At 40.4% G+C, this 22057-nt stretch carries 18 protein-coding genes; 3 read left to right on the forward strand and 15 right to left on the reverse strand.

What is annotated here, in order from left to right; all coding sequences use genetic code 11:
• Position 1: 1 nt before the first annotated feature.
• A complete protein-coding gene (locus tag AC1P5O_RS00345; protein WP_499005458.1) occupies positions 2 to 865 on the forward strand; it encodes a beta-1,6-N-acetylglucosaminyltransferase in 864 nt (287 codons plus the stop codon).
• Positions 866 to 923: 58 nt separating this feature from the next.
• On the opposite strand, the gene AC1P5O_RS00350 is transcribed toward AC1P5O_RS00345, so the two are convergent.
• From AC1P5O_RS00350 to AC1P5O_RS00375, 6 genes are all read right to left on the reverse strand, one after another.
• Complete coding sequence (locus AC1P5O_RS00350) at positions 924 to 2303, reverse strand: phosphohexomutase domain-containing protein (RefSeq protein ID WP_499005459.1); 1380 nt, start codon at positions 2301 to 2303, stop codon at positions 924 to 926.
• A 172-nt stretch (positions 2304 to 2475) separates the two neighbouring features.
• On the reverse strand, positions 2476 to 4089 hold the full coding sequence (locus tag AC1P5O_RS00355; protein ID WP_499005461.1) for a Tn7-like element transposition protein TnsE: 1614 nt from the start codon (positions 4087 to 4089) through the stop codon (positions 2476 to 2478).
• Between the two features lie 2 nt (positions 4090 to 4091).
• Positions 4092 to 5627, reverse strand: coding sequence for a TnsD family Tn7-like transposition protein (locus AC1P5O_RS00360; protein WP_348942113.1), 1536 nt, complete (start codon positions 5625 to 5627; stop codon positions 4092 to 4094).
• Positions 5628 to 5653: 26 nt separating this feature from the next.
• Positions 5654 to 7336 carry an AAA family ATPase gene (locus tag AC1P5O_RS00365; RefSeq protein WP_499005462.1) on the reverse strand — a complete coding sequence of 561 codons (1683 nt, stop codon included), beginning with the start codon at positions 7334 to 7336 and terminating at the stop codon, positions 5654 to 5656.
• Complete coding sequence (locus AC1P5O_RS00370; RefSeq protein ID WP_005094701.1) at positions 7333 to 9453, reverse strand: TnsB C-terminal domain-containing protein; 2121 nt, start codon at positions 9451 to 9453, stop codon at positions 7333 to 7335. The genes AC1P5O_RS00365 and AC1P5O_RS00370 overlap by 4 nt, the downstream gene beginning before the upstream one ends.
• A complete protein-coding gene (locus AC1P5O_RS00375) occupies positions 9440 to 10243 on the reverse strand; it encodes a heteromeric transposase endonuclease subunit TnsA (protein WP_004728826.1) in 804 nt (267 codons plus the stop codon). Before AC1P5O_RS00375 ends, AC1P5O_RS00370 begins: the two co-directional genes overlap by 14 nt.
• A gap of 428 nt (positions 10244 to 10671) precedes the next feature.
• Between AC1P5O_RS00375 and AC1P5O_RS00380 the strand changes: the two genes are divergently transcribed.
• On the forward strand, positions 10672 to 10938 hold the full coding sequence (locus AC1P5O_RS00380) for a type II toxin-antitoxin system TacA family antitoxin (RefSeq protein ID WP_004728824.1): 267 nt from the start codon (positions 10672 to 10674) through the stop codon (positions 10936 to 10938).
• 276 nt (positions 10939 to 11214) lie between these two features.
• The gene (locus AC1P5O_RS00385) at positions 11215 to 11409 is read left to right on the forward strand and encodes a GNAT family N-acetyltransferase (protein WP_262466635.1); all 195 of its coding nucleotides are present in this window, start codon (positions 11215 to 11217) and stop codon (positions 11407 to 11409) included.
• 591 nt (positions 11410 to 12000) lie between these two features.
• Here the strand turns inward: AC1P5O_RS00385 and glmS are convergent.
• The 9 genes from glmS to AC1P5O_RS00430 form a co-directional block, all read right to left on the reverse strand.
• Positions 12001 to 13839, reverse strand: a complete 1839-nt coding sequence (gene glmS / locus AC1P5O_RS00390) for a glutamine--fructose-6-phosphate transaminase (isomerizing) (protein ID WP_262466625.1) — start codon at positions 13837 to 13839, stop codon at positions 12001 to 12003.
• 11 nt (positions 13840 to 13850) lie between these two features.
• Complete coding sequence (gene glmU, locus AC1P5O_RS00395) at positions 13851 to 15215, reverse strand: bifunctional UDP-N-acetylglucosamine diphosphorylase/glucosamine-1-phosphate N-acetyltransferase GlmU (protein ID WP_224217142.1); 1365 nt, start codon at positions 15213 to 15215, stop codon at positions 13851 to 13853.
• Between the two features lie 20 nt (positions 15216 to 15235).
• Entirely contained in the window at positions 15236 to 15742 is a 507-nt protein-coding gene (locus tag AC1P5O_RS00400; RefSeq protein ID WP_224217143.1) for a phosphatidylglycerophosphatase A family protein, read from the reverse strand.
• Positions 15735 to 16652 (reverse strand): thiamine-phosphate kinase, encoded by a 918-nt coding sequence (gene thiL, locus AC1P5O_RS00405; RefSeq protein WP_253146592.1) that lies wholly within the window; start codon positions 16650 to 16652, stop codon positions 15735 to 15737. Before thiL ends, AC1P5O_RS00400 begins: the two co-directional genes overlap by 8 nt.
• Before the next feature lie 17 nt (positions 16653 to 16669).
• Positions 16670 to 17119, reverse strand: coding sequence for a transcription antitermination factor NusB (nusB, locus tag AC1P5O_RS00410; protein ID WP_262466626.1), 450 nt, complete (start codon positions 17117 to 17119; stop codon positions 16670 to 16672).
• A 4-nt stretch (positions 17120 to 17123) separates the two neighbouring features.
• On the reverse strand, positions 17124 to 17594 hold the full coding sequence (gene ribH, locus AC1P5O_RS00415) for a 6,7-dimethyl-8-ribityllumazine synthase (RefSeq protein WP_004280926.1): 471 nt from the start codon (positions 17592 to 17594) through the stop codon (positions 17124 to 17126).
• 18 nt (positions 17595 to 17612) lie between these two features.
• Positions 17613 to 18728, reverse strand: a complete 1116-nt coding sequence (gene ribBA, locus AC1P5O_RS00420) for a bifunctional 3,4-dihydroxy-2-butanone-4-phosphate synthase/GTP cyclohydrolase II (protein WP_262466627.1) — start codon at positions 18726 to 18728, stop codon at positions 17613 to 17615.
• Between the two features lie 404 nt (positions 18729 to 19132).
• The gene (gene exaC / locus AC1P5O_RS00425) at positions 19133 to 20644 is read right to left on the reverse strand and encodes an acetaldehyde dehydrogenase ExaC (RefSeq protein ID WP_262466629.1); all 1512 of its coding nucleotides are present in this window, start codon (positions 20642 to 20644) and stop codon (positions 19133 to 19135) included.
• A gap of 345 nt (positions 20645 to 20989) precedes the next feature.
• Positions 20990 to 21952 carry an alpha/beta hydrolase gene (locus AC1P5O_RS00430; RefSeq protein WP_262466630.1) on the reverse strand — a complete coding sequence of 321 codons (963 nt, stop codon included), beginning with the start codon at positions 21950 to 21952 and terminating at the stop codon, positions 20990 to 20992.
• Positions 21953 to 22057 lie beyond the last annotated feature (105 nt).

Raw genomic sequence — 22057 nt, forward strand, 5'->3', positions numbered from 1 at the left:
TATGAATTTTGTATATGGAATTATTTGTCACCAATTAACAAATCCATTGATCTTTTTAGTCAATGAGTTAATTAAAAGTCCTCATAGTATAATTATAATCCATGTTGATAAAAAAACAGATATTCATACTATAAAAGGTCAAATTCTAGAGCATGCACAAATTCACTTTATAGAAGATAGAGTAGATGTGCAGTGGGGAGGGTATAGTCAAATTGATGCCACTCTTAAATTACTAAATTGTGCACAAGAATTTGATTATAAGTATTTTTCTCTATTATCCGGTGATGATATTCCTTTAAAAGATATCAATACCATAGAAAAATTTCTGCTTGAATCTGGGAAAGAGTTTTTAGGGCACGATAAATACGTTGATCCAATACCTAGAGTTAAATATATTTATCCTGATTTTTTCTACGAAAGAAACAAATCTTTCATCAAAAAAATAGCTTGTAAAATTATTAGCAATCTTCACAAGTTAGGTTTTCTAAAGCAAAATCTAGATCAGCTGCCTATTCTTTATAAAGGAACCTCTTGGTTTACCTTAAGTAAAGAAGCAATCCAATATATATTAAAATATATAGAAAAAAATCCAAATTATGATGTGGCGTTTCAGAAATCGTATTGTGGAGATGAAGTTTACTTTCATACTATTATCTATAATTCACCATTTAAAGAAAACTTAAATTTAGATTATGGACTTACACCTCCAGAAATGGCTTTAAGATATATAGATTGGAAAACTGGCCCTGATTATCCTAGAATACTAGATGATATGGATTTCGATAGAATGCAGAAATCTAATACGTTATTTGCTCGGAAAATGAAAAAAAATATTAGCTTTGAACTATTGAAAAAAAATTTTTAAGCTAAATAAAAATGGGAGCAATTTTGCTCCCATTTTTATTCTGCTGGATACCGAAATATTAACTTTGAATCAGCTGGGTCAGCTCATCGACATAGTCCTGCATCGGTCGTGGATGATGATCACGACGGCTTTCAATATTCAAACGCAATAATGGTTCAGTATTGGATGCACGCACATTAAAACGCCAGCTACCAAAATTCAGGCTGACGCCGTCGGTTTGATCAATTTCAGGTTTTTGATCGGCATAATGATCGAAAAGTTTTTGGATGGTCGCCTGGGTATCGGCTACTTTAAAATTAATTTCACCTGAACATGGGAACTTGGCGATCATTTCTTCCACAAGAGAAGATAAGGATTTTCCTGTTTCAGACAGTACAGCGATAGCAAGTAGCCATGGAATCATGCCGCTGTCACAGTAAGCAAAATCACGGAAATAGTGATGAGCACTCATTTCCCCGCCATAAGCCGCATTATGTTCACGCATGACATCCTTAATGAAGGCATGACCTGATTTTGATTGGACGGTAATTCCCTGATATTGCTCCACGACATCCAGCGTATTCCAGACCAGACGCGGGTCATGGACAATTTTTTCACCAGACTGCTTCAGCAGAAATGCCTGCGCCAGAAGGCCAACAATATAATAACCTTCAATAAACTGCCCTTTTTCATCGAACAGGAAACAGCGATCAAAGTCACCATCCCAGGCAATGCCCATATCCGCACCATGCTGAATGACCGCATCACGGGTGCTATCACGGTTTTCAACCAGAATTGGATTCGGGATGCCATTCGGGAAGTTACCATCGGCCTCATTGTGAATTTTGACAAATTCAACCGGAATCTGGAGTTGTTGAAACTTCTGTTCCAGCGCATCCACCACATGACCTGCGGCACCATTGCCGGCATTCATCACCAGTTTCATCGGGCGGATTTTTGCCGCGTCAATATAAGTCATCAGGTGATCGATAAATTCAGGCAGGATATTGTATTTCTCAGTACGGCCTTTATTGCTGACGTCAATAAATTCATCTGATTCTGCTAAAGCCTGAATCTCTTTAAGACCAGTATCGGCACTGATTGGACGGGCATTTTCACGTACCAGTTTCATGCCATTATAGTCCATCGGATTATGGCTGGCCGTGATTTCAATACCACCTTGCACATCCAGATGGAAGGCGCCAAAATAGACTTCTTCCGTGCCGGTCATGCCCAGATCCAGAACATTGACACCCGCATCATTTAAACCGTGAATGGTGGCCTGTTTTAAACCTTCACTGCTGAGTCGAATATCACAGCCAATCACCACGGTTTTTGGTTGATAGATCTGTCCATAGGCACGACCAATCCGATAGGCAATATCTTCATTGAGTTCAGTATCGAGTTTGCCACGAATATCATAGGCTTTAAAGCAGGTCAGTTTGGTCATGTAAGTCATTAAAATCCCTGAAAATAAGAAAAAGATATAATATATGCTGGTAGTATAGAGCCAAAATTATTTAATTCAGCTTCCTTCATTCGTAATTTTGTGAGCCAGCATTCCAGAATATTCAGCCAGTAATTGTAAGATCTCACGATCAGTACTTTTGTTAGAGAATAACTTTGGAGATTTATGGTGAGTCATATATAGATTTCCATTTTTCTAGAATGCGCTGTGCCCAGTCTGCATGATAAGTATTTGATACAACGTGATCTTTTTTTGAAATATGGTTAATCATTATATATGACTGGATATTACAAACTTTGTTAATAAAGTCTTTTGGCCAACTTAAAGACTGCGATAAAATTGCAATTTTGAAAGATTCTAAGGTTTTGTTCAGGAAGATTTTATTTGCATTAACATCGTATGGTATCAGTAATGTGGAAATATTCTTTTTTCCATCAGAGGTATCAATTTCACATAAATAAAAAAGCTCATTATCTTCTCTGTCGAGTATTAGATTTACATAAAATCGGCGATTTTGACCATTAGTCAATTTATGCCCTCTGAATCGGCCATATTTTATGAAAGACTTATTATGAATTTGTTTGACTTTATAGCCTTTGCCTTCTATTTTTTTCAGCATTTTGCTAAGGTCTTGATAAGTTGAACTTGTAAAATTATTTTCTGCCTCTATGCTAAATCCTGGAAGGGTGCCTTCGTCTTCTCCTTCTCCACCAGCAAATGGTTGGTCCTCATGAAGAGCTTCCCTACTTGTATTTCGTCTTGTTATATTAATTTCTGAGCATGAAGTATTTAGTGAGATTTGTAGGTCTTCTATGGTATAAATTTCCCCCACAATATTTTTGAGTTGTGTAATTTCCTGATCAATATCAGCGTTAGCTTCATCATCAAATTTAGATTTATCCTGACTTGTCTGTTTTTTAGTATGCTGGTTTTTATCTAGTATATCTTTAGCCTGTCCAAAACTTTTTTGGGATAAAAAATGAAATTTAACAGGTTTATGTATTCCTGTTTCTAAATTTCCGAATGAATTGATACGTTCGATCCGAAATATTTTGCTGTCTGAATAAATACATCCATCAACATCAAGTTCAATGTTTTTGAGGATAGGAGCATCCATATCAAAATCATAGGCTTTAGATTGAGCTTGGTTTTTAATGGTTTTTTCATAAATACTTAAAAAAGATTGATTTAATTCAGGGTGTAATAAAATTAATGCTAGTTTTTTTAGAAAAACAGGGTCCTTTAGATCCTTGGCTGTTATTTTTCTGTTTGGTGCAACAAAAATATGAAAGGCTTTAGCATCATTACGATCAATTAAGACATCAGTTGTATATCTTTCAGAAAATAATGCAGCACGTAATAAATAAGGATGAGAGAAAAAAAGATCTCGTGCGAGTACCAGTTTAGGTAATTGGATGGTCCACCCCTCCAAAGCATCTCCTGGATTGTGATATTGGAAACTGAAGCAGGGACGATTGCGATATGTCGGATGGGTATTTACAGTTGAATTTTCTGCATTGGTCTCGTTCAAAAATCCCAAATTGATTTGAGTGAGCTTATGGTTGACTAAACGTACAGGGAAAACACTGCTCAGTGGTGTTTTGTAGTGGTATAAAAGGATACTTTCAATTGGTCTTTTTGAATGAAAAAAACGCTTTTCTTCGGAATCGCGCATTGTAGTTTTAATATTGAAACAAGTTTTACCACGATGAGTTATCTGTGTTGCACTGTAGTATTGTGTTGCTTCAGGTAAACATACGAATGGAAGGTTAGCCACTTTTATTTCCCCATAATATTCTTAAAGAATCGACGTGCTTCTGGTGTCAATCGCTGCTCACTTAATCCAGATTCACGTAAAAAAACACTTGGTGGATAGTCTTTATTTTCAGTTTGTTGACGAATATAGGTTCGAGTCAGACGACGTATTTGGTAACAATCCACAGACTCAGTATAACGATCTAAAAAGACTGAAGTCAATGGGAAAAAATTCCAGTTTTTTTCAATCATACTCACTGAACCCAGTTGTCTAATAAAAAACTTTTTTGTCCATTGTGGGGAGTCTAGATCTTCTAATAATTCATCCCGTATTTTGATGAGTTGTTTAACAAACTGTCGATCTCGAGCTCTCCAGTCAATACGTGGTTTAGGGATAGAAGGCGGGGGAGTTAAAGCTGATTTATTGATAAATAATAGCCAATCTTTATGATTGCGATATAAGCGAGCATACAGTGAGCTATTTTGTTGGCGAGCCTGTTTGACAGGCCTTTCTAGGATTAATTTTGTCCATTGTTTTTGGTCCTCAGATAATGTTCGATCTACTTTATTATCCATACATATTGTTACTGTTGTGGTGGCTTCCTCTAGATCCATGGATGCTAGGTGAATATATTGCTTATATGTTTCAATCGGATTTTTCTCTGGAACAAGAGCTTTTAATACGATGAGGTGCTCAAGATAAGAAAATGCTTTACGATGTTTTCTTAATATATTTTTCAGCCAGCAGTTTTCACTATCTAAATCTGCTAATTGATAATATGCAAGAAAACTTTCGCCCCAATATTCAATGACTAATTGGCGTACTTTTTCGTAATTAATATTTTTACGGCCTGATAGTAATTCCCTATCTTTTAAGATAAGAAAATAAGCATCTGATACAGTAGAAAAATCCTGCACATTGAAGGGTGTTGAATGAGCGAGTAGCTCTTCGATCAGTCCTGCAAGCTCGATATGATGATTTACGTCTTGAGGATTAAACACAAGCTGTGAAGAGTCTTTCAGTGCATTCAAATGAGCAAAATAGAATTTTCGGTCTATCCCATTACAAGACATAGAACTCACAGAAAGAGATTGCTGATGCCTTCTACAATATTCGTATCCAGTAATCTGCCAGCTGCGTTTCCAATAAACTTCACCATATTGCTGCATCTGTTCTTGCCAGCAATGAGGGCAGAACCGGAAAAAACTCACAGCTTTGATCCGCGATGCATTTTTTCCTAATTTGGTATGCAGGGATTGATACTGCTCACCTCGCAATGCCTGCACAGCATAATGCATTACTGTATCAGGTTGAAATGGTTGGTAAATTGGTAACAGGGTGTGTTGGTTGATTAAAATAAGCGCATCATAGTGATCTGGTAAGTAACTGGCCACCCTGTCTAGATGAGAAGGTAAATCGTAAGTTGGTGTCAAGTTCCTATTATTGAATAATTCTTCAGTGAGATATTTTGGACTCAGAATCCCATTGTGAACAGCATAACGAGCAATCACACTGTAAATCAATTCATTTGGATATGGTGCTGGAAAATTTGAAATCATGGTACCTTACCCTCCATTTTTTCTGCTTAATGCAAAATGGGACGGGTAGGATCAAACAAATAGTGAGATGATTTTAATAACTCATAAACATCTACGTCCTGTTCTTGTGCTTGACTGAAAAAGTTTCGTAAGTCATTCGTTTCAGTACTCTTCCATTCCTCCACTTTCATGACTTTACGAGAGGTCCTTGGCTTCCTTGCCGGAGTTGTGGTCTGAGGCTGGTCCAATTTATCTTTTACTACAGAGCTGTCTAATACTTCCAGAATATGCTGGAGGAGTACCTGTAAGTTCTCGTTTGGATATTTTTTTAATGCAGAAGTGACATGCGGTTCTATTGCAGCAGCGGGATGACCTAATGCTGTTAGCATACCTATTAAAGTAGAATAATGCGGTCCTAGATCTTTATGCTGTTTTTCTGTTTTTAATGCGGCTTTAAAACGGTGTTGTTCAACATACTCCTCAATTTGAACTTGAGGGATAGTGAGGTCAGAGTACCGTGCAATACGTGCAGGATTACCTGAACGCAGCGCATCTAGAATATCGTGAACTGGCTGTAATTGTTCTTCATAGACTTTTTTAAAAAGTTCAGATGTAATTTTTTCCAGACCAATGGTGATTGCATGAATCTGCACCAAGCAGAACAGTTTAACCACTAAATCTGGAATGCCCTGCGTATAATAATACCAAGTGTTTCTTAATTCATCGGTCAGTTCAGCTGGTTGTTGAACCCATTGATATTGCCACAGCTTGTTGGTGAAAGCATACCATTCAGAAATGATCATTTGATCAGGGGTGCTAGAATCGGGAGTGGGTGCTTCATTGCGCATAGGTTCCCAGATTAAAGAGCCTAATCCCGCACTGCGTCTAGCTGATCTTAAATCTTCTTGCAGAATTTCATTGGCTTTGGGTGTCCCAATCATCACAATTGGAATTGACGCTACATTCACAAGCGTGACAAAGAAATTAAGAATAATCTCAGCCCCACCAGATTTTTTTGTATTTAAATGCTGGATTTCATCAATGATTAAAAGTCCAATTGAATAATTATTTGCGATGATTTTCATCTGCTGTAGCATGGCATTCACATTTAAGCGGCTTCTGGTGAAACGATGCTCGAAGTTAGTATCTCCTAATGCTAAATCTACCGCTCTAAAAAAGTTTGAGCATAAGTTTTTTAAAGAGCTATCATGCGGGCAATCAATTTTAAGATAAACAATTTGTTTTAACCCCAGTTGTTTATGCTCAATCACTTGCGGATAATAGCGCAAAATCTTGTTCATTGTGGTCGTTTTTCCACTTCCAGAACATCCTATAATAGACATACTAGTGGCTGTCGATTCTGGAGGAGCGTAGCGGTAAGAGCTTTCGTTTGAAGGTTCTAGTTGTTGAAAAGCCGCGTGCAAATGCCTGTGTCGATCACCATTATTGATGTTTCTACTCACGTAACCTTGCCGGATCATGATAGAAATTTTTTGTTCAAGGGATAGATGTTTGGTGAGTGGTTGGAAAAAATCATGAGGCAGTTGAGCAATTAGATGAATTCTTTCGGGTTGAGGCAAAAAACGCTGCTCTGGAATAAATTTTAGTTTCCCTCGTAGGTGTTTAATAACCGACTTCGTGTCAAGAATGGGCGGTAATTGAGTAATGAGAGGATTATCCCCATAGATGTCTTCTATTGATGTATTAATCGTGAGTTCATTATTATTCATTCTTCATCGTCCTCTTCAAATAATTGTCTCATTAAATCTGGTTGACTTGTCAAATCTAGATTGCTGGTTTGAGATGGGGGTATTTGAGTATTATCTTTATTGGGATTGATGGTCCGGATAGAATTTGCAGGCCTGTTTTGTAGGTGTTCCGCACGTTCCATCTGCATGGCTTCTTGTTTATTCTGCCGGATATTTCGAGTACGTTGTGCGTTAGAAAGTTGGTGAACTCCCGCTTGAGCCCGCCGACTCTGTGCTGACTTAATGATGTTGTCAGTAAAATCCTGCAATTCGCTGATGGCTACAGACTTGAGTTGCGAATGCTGTTTTTCAACAGTTTTGATCGCTTTTTGAATTTGTTCAGCTTCCCACCAGGTCAGATGTTGATATTGACGTGAGGTATCATTTAAGTGAGCCTCCCAGTATTCCAATTTATTTTCATCATAAAAAATATAAATGGTATTTACTGAGTATGGGTCAAAACCAATCCGCAACTTTTTCGGGCGAGATTTGGTTGTGTTACGAATAAACCAGCCTTGTTGATGCATTTCCAGACATTGATAGACTAATCCTTTGACTTTAAGTCCTTTGTCACTTAAGGAGGCATCGATCCTAGGTAACAAGCCCACATAGAGTGATTTGTTATCCACTTGTCTTAACATCCCAGTGCGGTGCTGTAGGCCCCACTGCCAGAGCTTAAGAGGAATAGATGGTAGGTCAGTTGGCATATCGGCACTGCGATCATATTTCGTCAAGACATCAAAATTATTGCGTAACAAGATGCAGCTTAATATGATTTTTCTGAACTCTTCCAGAGTCAGGCACGCTTCTAGCCGATAATCATGTCCGCCTTTCTTTTTTTCCTTGAATCCAGAAACAACACCAATATTATCGTAGGATTTAAAGCGTGACTGAATGATTCCGAAAGCCCTCTCCACAATACCTTTGGCATCGCTTCGATACGGTGGTGCATTTTCAATTCGAACAGAAAAGTTTTTTTCAAGAAGTTCAATTTGATAGCCAATTAGTTCGCCGCGGTCTGCAAGTATGGCGCTAGGTAAACCATAAATCGGCCAGTCTTCCGCTTGTATTTGTAAGCCATAACTCTGACAGAATGTTACTTTATCTTGGATTGCGACGCTGAGGCATTGTATGGCTGTGTTAAATGAGCTGTTTTCCATACCGACATAAAGCCCAGTAATCATCCGGCTAAATACATCGATAGCAATATATACGGTAGGTCTGCCAATAATCTGTGATGGATCTCGTGATGATACAAGGTAGATATCAGCGATTGTTGAATCTATTTCATAACGTGCACCAGGACCATTTGCGTGCTTGGTCGCTGTTGAAGTCAGAGGTTTGTGATCTTTCAGAGTTTTCTGATTCTTCAGAATTTCCTTGGAATTGTTCTTATTTCTATATCGCTTATTATAAAAATAATAGAATTGGGCATAGGTTGGAATATCTGCGGCTTGCACTTGATGAAAGTGCTTAGAAAATAAATTTTTAAACCGAAGATAAGTTTCGTTAATGGATTGTTTTTTGACAGGAACTAAATAATCTTCGATGGCTTGCTTAAAATATAATTCAACCTGTTCAGTGACATTCTTACCTTCATTCGATTCATAAATGCGTGGTCTGCCAATTTTTTTATCACCTATAGCTCTTTTTTGGCCTTTTCCACCTGAGTTTTCATAGTCCGGTACCAAAGCATTTATAGTTTGACCACGTTGCCAGTAGCGTCTTAGGAGTCGTAGGATTTTATTAATTGATACTTCTTTTTCTAGATGTATAGTTTTAATTTTTGCAGTCCTGATTTTTGCATTGATAAGAACTTGTTCATCATTAATTAAATCTTGAATAATAAAAAAGTTTTCATCTCTTTTTTTGAGTTGAATAGAATCCTCACTCAAGTTTAATCGTTTTAAGTGTTCATAAGGATCTTGTGCTGGTATTAGGCTTTGATCATCTGAGAGAGTTTGAAGTTCCTTGGATAAAATGAGTTCAGGAAAAGCATTTTTATTATCAATTGCAATCCATACGGTATACTGCGGTAAGAATTTGAGTATCCGGTATTGTGTTGAATTCAAGATGTAAACTGAATTAATTAGTTGCATGGACTGTATTCTCGTTCTGGAGCAAATTACTTGCATGAATATCAGAGAGTTTAAGCTCCAAGTACGAAATTTCTAGATTAAATTGCAGTATTCGCAGGGCAAATAGTTTTCTAAACAATGCGAGCGTCGTTCCGATACCCCTTTTTTGAGTTTGGTCAGTATGGTTGCAGAAAGAGATCAATGAGCTTTGAGGATACTGGCTAATTTCTTCCATAAAATAAATTGCTTGATCAATCATATGATTTGTTATTTCAAGATTATTTTTTTCTACATACAGCCATTTAATGTTCTCTAGTACCGTAGCAGGAATATCCTTTTCGGTAATCAGCTTGAATGGCGTATTGTGCTCTTCTTCCCAGTAACGACGTTTAATTTCTAAAGACTCAATAATATGTGCTTTATTCAAATCCTTACTATAAAGAGTGTCGAGGGCTATAGAAAACTTACCAAAATCAACTAAAAAATCTGAAGATAGGGTAAAAGGTAGATAATCAACCGATACCTTTTTCATCCGGTAACGAGAACAGATGGAGTTAAGATCATAGATATCCAAAGGATAATGTTCACGAATATCTGTAACGTTCTGATTCCAGTCAAGCAGCAAAAAGGTGGATAACTCTAGATCAGAAAACAAGTGGTGAAGACGTTTACTCACACGACCTTGTACTCTATGAGAGCGACCAATTGAACTGAAGTTATGAACAGTTTTGCAAGATTTATAATCTCGTCCATGGCCTTGGCCATATCCTTCTTTTACTAATTCCTCATAGTTTTTTATAATTTTTGTCATACAGAAGACCTATGAATTTTGGTTGATAATTCATCATATCTCAAGGAAGATAATTTTGTATTTGGCATAAATATACAAACTTAAATATATTTATATACAAACAAAATTTTATAATTTTTATTTAATTGTTTTTTAAATTCAGTAGCTTAATAATTTATCGGGTATTTTAGTACTCAATTGCTGAGTTTAAAAAACGTTTAGGATAGGCAAAAGTATTCAAATTACATCTTAGTAAACATCGTTGCATATTTTTATGTAAACCAACTGCATATTCAGACTCAAACCCGACCATTCATTTTGGTTCATAGTAAAATGCTTATTTTATATTCCAAATATTTTAAAACAAAATATGCAAATTTGAATCTTAAAGTACTGCCTTAATCTGCTATAACTTGTACATCATATTGATGCACAAGTTGGTGGGAAATATGGCTAACTTAGCAACAGAACGAATCAATGTTCGTTCAACTGTAGATGCAAAGAATGTAATTGAGCAAGCTGCGAATTTATTGGGTCTTAGTGTGAGTTCCTTTATGATCCAATCCTCATTTGAACGAGCAAAAGAATTACTTAAATATCATCACGAGTTAAAAGTAAATAATGCTGATCGTGATATGTTAATGAATTTGCTTGAAAATCCACGCCCTGCAAATGATGAGATGAAAAAATTAATGAGTTTATTGGATGAAAATTGAGGTTTTACAAGACCATCATCAGAAAAAATCATTTAATTGTGGGCAAGATGATCTAAATAAATCCATAAAATAATACACATCCCAACATCAGAAATCAGGAACAAGTAAAACCTATGTTGCTATTGATGATGATACACAGTAGGTGAGAGGATTTTATTGTCTATCAAGTACCTCTATAGGATTTAATGCTATTTTCACTAAACGATTACCTCGTTATCCATTACCTTGTGTGGTTGTGGGTCGCTTTGCCGTTGATCAAGCAGCGCAGGGCAAGGAATTGGAAAAGTACTTTTAGCTCAGGCTCTTAAACAAGTTTCAAAAGTTGCTCAAATTATTGGTGTTAATTTTGTTGTAATACATGCAAAAGATCAAAAAGCCATAGAGTTTTATCAGCGTTTTGGCTTTATCTCATTAACATCAAATCCATTAACATTAATATATCCAGTGAATGAAATACCTAATTTTAAATAAGGTGGGCTGCTAGTAACAGGAGTAGCTAGTAGACTTATTCAGAATTTGCACATAGCTCCTTATCCCTTATTTTGCTTTATGACCAAATATTGCGCCTAATTATGGGAATTTAATTAAGTTTGTTTTATTTTTTTTCTTAAGTTGTTGATATTAATTGTTCTTTATATTTTAATTTTAAAATTAAGTTTGTATTAAAATTTGGTATCCTGAGTTTTAAATGAAATTAAGTTTGTATTAGATTCTTCCACTTTAAAATACGAATTCTTGCTCAGAAAGGGGAAGCATACTTTAAATAAAAATGAAATGTTTTCAAGGTGAGGTCAAAAAGGGATGCTTTTTGAATCTAGGGTGGGATTTTTATATATCTATATTGTTGAATATATTAGTAATAATTTTATATTTCTGGTGTGATTCTAATTTGAATTTAATTATATTAAAAACCCTGTAGACTTGGTGAAGAATCACTAGGTCTACAGGGTAGGGTTTTGTTCGTTTACTTCATTAATATACAAACTTAAATAATTAAATCTAAACTTAATTATTTGATACAAACTTAATTATACGAACACACCAGCCTCGATTCAATTTTAATTATTCAACGGTAACCGACTTGGCCAGATTACGTGGCTGATCTACATCCGTACCACGTAATACAGCCACATGATAAGACAATAACTGCACCGGGATGCTATACACAATCGGTGCCAGCACTGCATTGACTGCCGGAATATGTACCACATGCTGGCGTTCTTTGGCTTTAATGCCGCTGTTTTCATCAGCAAACACAAATAGCTCGCCACCACGCGCCTGAACTTCTTCCATATTGGATTTGAGCTTATCCAGCATGTCATCCTGTGGTGCCAGAATCACTACTGGCATGTCATTGTCAACCAGTGCCAATGGCCCGTGTTTTAGTTCGCCTGCAGCATAACCTTCCGCATGAATATAGGAGATTTCTTTCAGCTTGAGTGCACCTTCCAGAGCGATCGGGAAATGCGTACCACGGCCCAGGAATAGGCAATGCTGCTTTTCAACAAACAGTTCTGAAAGACGTAAAATTTCATCATCATGACGTAATGTATCCAGAATCACTTTAGGCGTATGCCAAAGTTCTGTGGTGATCTCCGTCATTTGTGCTGTAGAAATCGTATTTTTCACAGAACCGATTTTGAGTACCAACAGCATCAATGCAGCAAGCTGGGTAGTAAATGCTTTGGTTGAAGCCACACCAATTTCAGGGCCAGCCAGGGTTAACAGGCTATGCTGAGTTTCGCGTACCATTGATGAGGTCGCCACGTTACAGATGGTCATCGTGGTGATGTCGAGGCCTTTGGCAGCCGCACGTTTCTGTGTATCACGTAATGCAGCCAAAGTGTCGGCAGTTTCACCGGATTGGGAAATACACACATACAGCGTGTTATTCACAATCACCGGAGTGCGATAACGGAACTCGCTGGCAATCTCGACCTGGCAAGGCAGGTCAATCAGCTGTTCAAACCAGTATTTGGCAATCATGCCGGCATGATAGCTGGTACCGCAGGCAATAATCTGGATTTGCTGGATTTTTGCAAAGTCTTGTTCTGCACTGGCAAGAAAATCTTCACGCAGGTCATTGCCATTTAAAGCTTGGGAAATGGTCTGTTTGATCGCTTCAGGCTGCTCATAAATTTCTTTGAGCATGTAGTGCTTGTATTCACCTTTAGAAGCATTGCTGACGGCAGCATCCAGTTCCTTGACCGGACGATCGACAAGTTGACCATCGACAAAGACTTCAATCGTGGTACGGGTCAAACGGGCAATATCGCCTTCTTCAAGATAAATAAAACGGTTGGTAATCGGGAGCAGAGCCAACTGGTCAGAACTGATAAAGTTTTCACCAATACCGACACCAATGACGAGCGGAGAACCTTCACGTACGGTAATCAGTTCATCAGGGTGGTCAGTATGTACGATACCGAGTGCATAGGCACCTTTCAGTTGCGGAACCACTTGGTGTACAGCTTCTAACAGGCTCGAGGTAGATTTCAGCGCATCATTGATCAGATGGGCCACCACTTCAGTATCAGTCTGTGAGGTAAACACATAGCCCAAAGCTTCAAGATCATCTTTGAGTTCTTGGTAGTTTTCGATAATTCCGTTATGGACTACTGCCACATTTTCAGAAATATGCGGATGGGCATTTTCTTCAGTCGGTTTGCCATGGGTCGCCCAGCGTGTATGCGCAATGCCAAGTGAACCACTAATCTGTGATTCATTCACAGCCTGTTCAAGGTTCGCAACCTTACCGACACGGCGTTCACGTAGGACTTGGCTGTTGTTAATGAGTGCCAAACCTGCTGAATCATAACCACGGTATTCCAGGCGTTTTAAACCTTCAATCAAAATATTGGTAATGCTACGTTCTGCAATGCCACCAACGATACCACACATATTTATTCCCCTTATTTCTTGATTTTTTGCGGACGTGGATAGTTTTCTTTGGCAAATTGCTTAGAGCGCTCTACTGCCAAACTGTTGTCTTCCACATCACGGGTAATCGTTGAGCCTGCACCGACTGTGGCGCCATTGCCAATTTTTACAGGTGCCACCAATGAACTGTTCGAGCCAATAAAGGCCTGATCACCAATAATCGTTTTAAACTTGTTCGCACCATCATAATTACAGGTAATGGTTCCTGCACCGATATTAGAACCGGCACCGATTTCAGCATCACCCAGGTAGGTAAAGTGGTTGGCTTTAGAGCCTAAACCAATCGTGGTATTTTTAACTTCAACAAAGTTACCGATATGCACTTCATTGGCCAGTTGTGCACCCGGACGGAGTCGTGCAAAAGGTCCAATTTGAGTATCTTCACCAACGATGGCGCTATCTAAAATGCTATATGGCTGAACCTTGGTGCCAGCTGCAATCTTGGTATTCTTGATAATACAGCCAGCGCCAATTTCAACGTTGTCGCCCAGCTCGCAATCACCTTCGATAATCACGTTGATATCAATGCGAACATCCTGGCCGACAGTTAAATTACCACGCAAGTCAAAGCGGCTTGGATCAATCAGATGTACGCCTTGCTGCATCAGCTGTTTGGCTTGATAAACCTGGAACTGACGTTCTAAAGCAGCCAGCTGCACCCGGTCATTTACCCCTTCAACTTCAAAAGCCTGCTCAGGTTCTACCGATGCAACTTGCATACCATCTGCCAAAGCCATCGCGACGATATCCGTCAGGTAATATTCACCTTGAGAATTGTCATTACTTAAACTTGGCAGCCATTGATGCAGTTTGGCATTGCTGACCGCATAAATACCGGTATTAATTTCTTTAATCTGACGTTGCTCTTCGGAAGCATCCTTGTGCTCAATAATGGCCTGGATCTGACCCTGTTCACGCACAATACGACCATAACCATTGGCATCTGGCAGGGTAAGCGTCACCAGACCAATACCGGTTGCTGCAGTGGCATCGAGTAATTTTTGTAAGGTTACAGGATTAATGCACGGCACATCGCCGGAAAGAATCAGCGAGACGCCGTCTTGTGGCAGGACAGGCAAGGTCATTTGTACGGCATGACCGGTACCCAGCTGTTCAGCCTGTTCGACCCATTTAATATCCTCTTGTGCAAATGCTGTCTGAACCCGATCACCGCCGTGACCATAAATCGTAATAATATTATCTGCGTTTAATTTTTTTGCCGTTTCAATGACATGACCCAGTAAAGGACGTCCTGCAAGGGGTTGTAATACTTTCGGTAAGCTAGAGCGCATGCGCGTTCCTTTACCTGCAGCAAGAATAATAACAGTCGTTGACATGTTCTAATCCTAAATATGGCTTATGCCACGATGAAGTAAAAATAAAGCAAAATACAAAGAGCAGCCCAAAGGCCGGCAATAATGTCATCCAGCATGATGCCGAAGCCACCGTCGACCTGTCGGTCAATCACACGGATCGGCCAAGGTTTCCAGATATCAAATAATCTGAATAGCGCAAAACCGATGAGCAACCATAACCAGTTCATCTGGCCTAAATAGATCAGGGGCAAAAATGTGATGGATTGTCCGGCAAATTCATCCCAGACGATGCGGCCATCATCATGTACACCCATGACTCTAGCAGTATGCCCGCAGATATATATGCCAACCAGGGACATGATGGCAATGGCAAAAACACTGTTTAGAAAACCAAGATGCAGCCAAATAGGAATAAATAAAAGTGCAAAGGCCGAACCAAAGGTACCGGGTGCTTTAGGTGCCAGACCAGAACCAAAACCAACCCCACTAAAGACAATCAGTCGGTCGATCCATGACATGGCTTTAAAATTAATCGCAGGTTTATGCAAAATGTTGATACCCATTAAATTGAAGTGAATGATCTACGCCATCTTTTTCAAAAGTTAAGCCGTGTTGCTGCTGAATTGTGCCGATCATACTAATCGAAACATCAAGTTGTTTTTGCAATAATTTTTCGTAATTTTGCGGGCTTATTGTAAAGCATAATTCGTAATCATCGCCACCAGCGAGGGCATATTGCCATTTTTGCTCATCGTTTAAAGCATGCAGGGCAGGACTGATCGGTAAGTTTTCGAGTTGCAGCTTTGCACCTACTTGAGAGGCTTTGAGAATATGTCCAAGATCTTGTGCCAAGCCATCCGAGACGTCAATCATACTATGTACCAAACCTTTTAAGGCAGCACCGAGCTGACAGCGTGGCGTTGGATAGTCCAGACGTTTTTGCAGTGGATGACCAAGATGCTGTAGTGCAAAAGCTGCATCACCGACAGTTCCACTGACACAGATCAGATCACCCGGTTTTGCACCTGAGCGTGGAATGGCTTGACCAATATCCACCCAGCCCAATGCTGTAACAGACAGGGTTAAATGAGGACTTTGAGTGGTATCACCACCGATTAAACTTACGCCAAATTGATCGCAGCAATCGTACAGACCCTGACTAAAAGCTTTTAGCCAGTCATGATCAATTTGGGGTAGGCTCAATGCGAGTAAAATACTGTACGGGGTTGCGCCCATCGCGGCAATATCAGATAAATTGACAGCCACAGCTTTCCAGCCAATCGCATGCGGATCGGTATTCATTGGAAAATGGCGTCCAGCAACCAGGGTGTCGGCACAGATGACCAGTTGTTGCTGAGGAGGGGGGGTGAGCAAGGCTGAATCGTCACCGACGCCCAGATCGACAGAATTGGCATTCTTGCGATTGAAATAGGTGTCGATAATCGAAAATTCAGCCATACAACAAATCTACGCTATTAGTTAGATTGCTGTTTTTCTGCTGCACGCAAAGTTGTCGCTAAACGATCCAATACACCATTGATGTATTTATGGCTATCGGCACCGCCAAAATGTTTAGCCAACTCGATCGCTTCATCTAGAACGACGCGATATGGAATCTCAAAATGTTCTTTGAGTTCATATGCGCCAAGACGAAGGGTCGCAAGCTCAACACCGTCAAGTGCTGAAAGTTCGCGATCGAGTACCGGGATTAAGAGCGCATCCAATGCTTCATGATTGGCAACCACTTGAGTCAACAATTCATGATAATAGCTCAGATCCACTTTGTGCATGGCATTTTCCACACGCGTACGTGCTTCAATCTCATGCACCGGATTGTGGCTCATTTGCCATTCATAAATTCCTTGTACAGCAAAGCGACGTGCTTTACGTCTTGCTGCATAAGTTGCTTGAAGTGTTTGCGACATAGCGTTAAATAGCCTTTAACAAGTTAACCATTTCAATCGCAGTCAGGGCAGCTTCGCTACCTTTATTGCCTGCTTTTGTTCCAGAGCGTTCAATCGCTTGTTCAATACTGTCCGTAGTGAGTACACCGTTAATTACAGGTAAGCCAGTGTCCAGGCCAACCACGCCTAAACCTTTGGCACATTCGCCTGCAACGAAATCGAAGTGAGGCGTGCTACCACGAATCACGGCGCCAAGCGCGATGATGGCATCGAAACGATCTGAAGCTGCCAGTTTTTTCGCAACTACAGGAAGTTCCCAGGCACCAGGTGCATGAACAACAGTAATATTATCCTCTGATACACCATGACGTTTCAATGTATCAATGGCACCTTCTAACAGATGTTCAACCACAAAGCTGTTAAAACGACCAACTAAAATCGCATAACGGTCTTCGTTCGCGAGATGTAACATACCTTCAATACGGCGAACTGCCATAACAACCTCGATAATTTCTTAAGATGTTTGTTGTGCGGTGATGTATTCCACCACTTCTAAGTTAAAGCCTGACAGGGCATTGAAACGCAATGGAGAGCTGAGCAGCTTCATTTTTTCAACGCCTAGATCACGCAAAATTTGTGCACCCACACCAATGGTCTGATACTGCTGAGACAGTGCAGAATTTGATTTTACATTTTTTGGTGCTTTAAGGGTATCTAATGCTGGACCCAAATCCTGTAAATGGCGTTGACCAATCCAGACCAGTACACCACGATCACTGTTGGAAATTTCTTTCAGGGCGCGATCCAGGTTCCAGGCCGGCTCGCCATCCTGTTTTTTCAGTTTGAGCAAGTCACGGGTCGGGTTAAAACCATGTACACGCACCGTGGTCACGCCCTCTTTAGGCTCACCTTTGACCAGGGCCAAATGAATATCCGGGTTGCCCAGTTCACGATAGCGATACAGGTCAAAGCTACCGTATTCAGTATCAATACTTTGCTGATCGATACGCTCAACCGTCTGTTCATTGGTCATGCGGTAATGAATCAGATCGGCAATCGTTCCGATTTTCAGGCCATGCTTTTCAGCAAACACTTCAAGATCCGGACGGCGCGCCATGGTGCCATCTTCATTGATGATTTCACAAATCACAGAAGCCGGTTCCAGTCCTGCTAAACGGGAAAGGTCACAACCTGCCTCAGTATGTCCGGCACGGTGCAAGACACCGCCTGGCTGCGCCATCAGCGGGAAGATATGTCCTGGCTGTACAATATCTGCCGGTTTGGCATGGGCAGCCACAGCGGTTTGAATCGTGTGTGCACGTTCAGCCGGAGAAATACCGGTAGAAATACCTTTGGCTGCTTCAATCGACAGGGTGAAATTGGTTCCATGCTGCGCACCGTTTGCATCTACCATCAACGGCAGATTTAACTGCTGGCAACGCTCTTTACTTAAAGTCAGGCAGACCAGACCGCGTGCATGGGTGATCATGAAGTTGATGTCTTCAGGACGTACGTGCGTGGCAGCAATGACCAGGTCACCTTCATTTTCACGATCTTCATCATCCATCAGGATGACCATTTTTCCTGCACGGATATCTGCTACAAGCTCTTCAACAGTATTGAGCGGCATCAACCTTCACCTTCTTTTTTGATCTTGATCAGACCGAATCATGACATTATTGGGTACATAGTCTAACGCTTTTTAAGCAATTTTGCCTATGCTTATTAGTTTCCCTATAGTGGTTCAATGTTATACACAGTCTTGGGAATCATGAAAAGCCGACTTTAAATGAAAGCCAGGGCTTTATGCAGGTTTTTTGAACAGTTAAAATGCATAAAAAATGAAAAACTTAGGCGAAGTCCTTCTAAGTTAAAGTATTAATTTGTTTTTTATACAGTTTTATTCCTGTTTTTGTGATTTTTAGACTTTTATTTTGCTGGTCAACGATCAAGAGCAGAAAAATTTACCAGATATTAAAAAACTTGAATAAAACAAAAAAGCGAACCGCAGTTCGCTTTTGAGAAAATTCATACTTAGAAGAAACCAGCCGGTTTGGTTGAATAACTCACCAGCAGGTTTTTGGTCTGTTGATAATGATCCAGCATCATTCTGTGATTCTCACGACCAATCCCTGATTTTTTATAGCCACCGAAAGCCGCATGGGCAGGGTAGATGTGATAACAGTTAGTCCAGACCCGACCTGCCTGAATAGCACGGCCTGCACGGTAAGAGGTATGCGCTGAGCGTGACCAGACACCGGCACCGAGTCCATAAATTGTATCATTGGCGATCTTGATCGCATCATCAAAGTCTTTAAAGGTGGTCACAGCCAATACAGGCCCGAAGATTTCATCCTGGAAGGTCTTCATGTCATTAGTGCCTTTAAAGATGGTCGGCTCAATATAGAAACCTTGACCCACTTCCTGACGTGCTTCACCACCAGTCAGGATCTGTGCGCCTTCTTCACGACCAGTGGCAATACAGCCCAGAATCTTGTCCTGCTGTTCCTGTGAGGCTTGCGCGCCAATCATGGTGTCAGTATCCAGCGGATGACCAGTCTTAATCCGTTGCACCCGCTCTACTGCACGCGCCAGAAATTCATCGGCAATACTTTCCTGTACCAAGGCCCGGGAAGGGCAGGTACAGATTTCACCTTGGTTCAGGGCAAACATGGCAAAGCCTTCCAGAGCTTTATCCAGATAATCGTCTTCCTGATCCATGATGTCGGCAAAGAAAAGATTTGGTGATTTACCGCCAAGTTCCAGAGTCACCGGAATAATATTTTCAGTCGCATATTGCATGATCATCTGCCCCACGGCGGTTGAACCGGTAAAGGCAATCTTGGCAATGCGTGGATTGGTCGCCAGTGGACGGCCGACTTCGACCCCATAGCCATTGACGATATTTAATACGCCCGGCGGCAAAATGTCCTGAATCAGTTCAGCTAAAACTAAAATACTGACCGGAGTCTGTTCTGCAGGTTTCAGCACAATACAGTTGCCTGCAGCCAATGCTGGTGCCAGTTTCCAGGCGGCCATCAGAATCGGGAAGTTCCACGGAATAATCTGACCCACGACGCCCAACGGCTCATGGAAATGATAAGCAATGGTATCTTCGTCGATTTCGGAAATGCCGCCTTCCTGAGCCCGGATACAGCCGGCAAAATAACGAAAATGGTCAATCGCCAGTGGAATATCGGCAGCCAGCGTTTCACGGATCGGTTTACCATTGTCCCAGGTTTCTGCCACCGCCAACAGTTCCAGATTTTGTTCCAGACGATCTGCAATTTTCAACAGAATATTGGAGCGGGTGGTCGGCGATGACCGGTTCCATTGTTCTTTGGCTTTGTGTGCTGCATCCAGAGCCAATTCAATGTCTTCTACAGAAGAGCGCGGCACTTTGGTAAAGACTTTGCCATCTACCGGAGAGATGTTGTCAAAGTATTCACCTTTGACCGGAGCGACCCATTCGCCGCCAATGAAATTATCGTATTGCGCTTTAAATTGAATTTTTGAACCGTCAGTATTGGGGTCTGCATAACGCATAATCTATTCCTTTATATGATTGTTAGTGGTGCAGGTCGAGCGCATGTTGCCGATCAAAAAATATAGGCGCTTCTGCATTCAGCTCTACTATAAAGAGGGAAAAAGACGGGCGGTTGTTTGTTTACAGGCTTGCTACAAAAGACAATATTTGGAGACAAGCAGTAGAAGAATAAAAGTTATAAATTATCAAGCCTTAAATTTAAAAACAAGGGTTTATAGCACTTATAAACCATCGAAAGATTGGCATATTTTTAATGTGCTTAATTACATTTCAACCTAATAAAGATTCAAAAGAAGCCAAGCAGGAGAAATGAGGGTAAGTTTCATTTCTCCTTCCACGTTTATCTAAAGCCCTTTGTCATGCAGCCATTGAAACAGCTGCTGATAAACCTGCTCACGCACAGATTGCTCTGAAAGCACTAGATCATGTAAACCGTCCTGGATACTTTGAACCGTGACATCGCCTTTAATTTTTTTGGCATATTTCTGAATGTCTTTAATGCCTAGAATTACATCGCTGCTCTGTGCGGCTTTGCCCCATTTTTTAGGATATAAGGTCTGATGCGAATGCATGATCAATACCGGAATATCGAGCTGAACACCGCGATGAATTTCTTTCTGTGCCTCATGAATGGCACGAATAAAACTGATCCGAACCATCGGGTAGCGGGTCTTTTTCCAGTCCAGACTGAAGTCCCATTCGCCTTTTAAATCCTTATGAAGGCTGGTGGCATACCACTTGTTCAGCTCGCTTGGAAATTGAAGGTTGGGAAAAATTTTGGCCAGTCTGCTCAGTTGCGGAATGCCAAGCGCACGTTTAATCGGATTCATATTGAAGTCATAAAATGGACTGTTGACCCAAAGTGCTTTAATTAAAGAATGCTGCGGATGATGTGCCGCATACAAGGTCGTGGTCAGGCCGCCGGTAGAATGACCACAGAGCAGGGCAGCATCGTGGCCCTCAGCTGCTATAATGTCGAGGGCTTGGGTAATTTCTGCATCATATTCAGCTAGGTCATAGACGTTATAATATTTTTGATGCGGCAGAATCGAACGTCCGTACTTTCTCAAATCCAGCGCATAAAAATCAAAACCATGCTGATTAAAGCGCTCTGCCATTTCGGTCTGAAAAAAATAATCGATAAAGCCGTGAATATATAAAACTGCTTTTTTTGTGGGTTGGGCTGCTTTTTTACGGATCAGGGTTGCTACGACTTTGCCCTCATAATCATCGGGAAAGTTTAAGGTCGCTTGTTCATAGCCTGTCCCCAGAATATCGAGCTGATAAAGCGGTTGCAGTTCACTCATTTTTATACTCGTTCATCTTATTAAATTTATGCTTTATCCTTGATGAGCTGAGGTTTTTTGTCAAATAGATCTTGCTACTTATTTGGATTAATAAAACCAATACCG

The sequence above is a fragment of the Prolinoborus fasciculus genome (assembly GCF_056724605.1).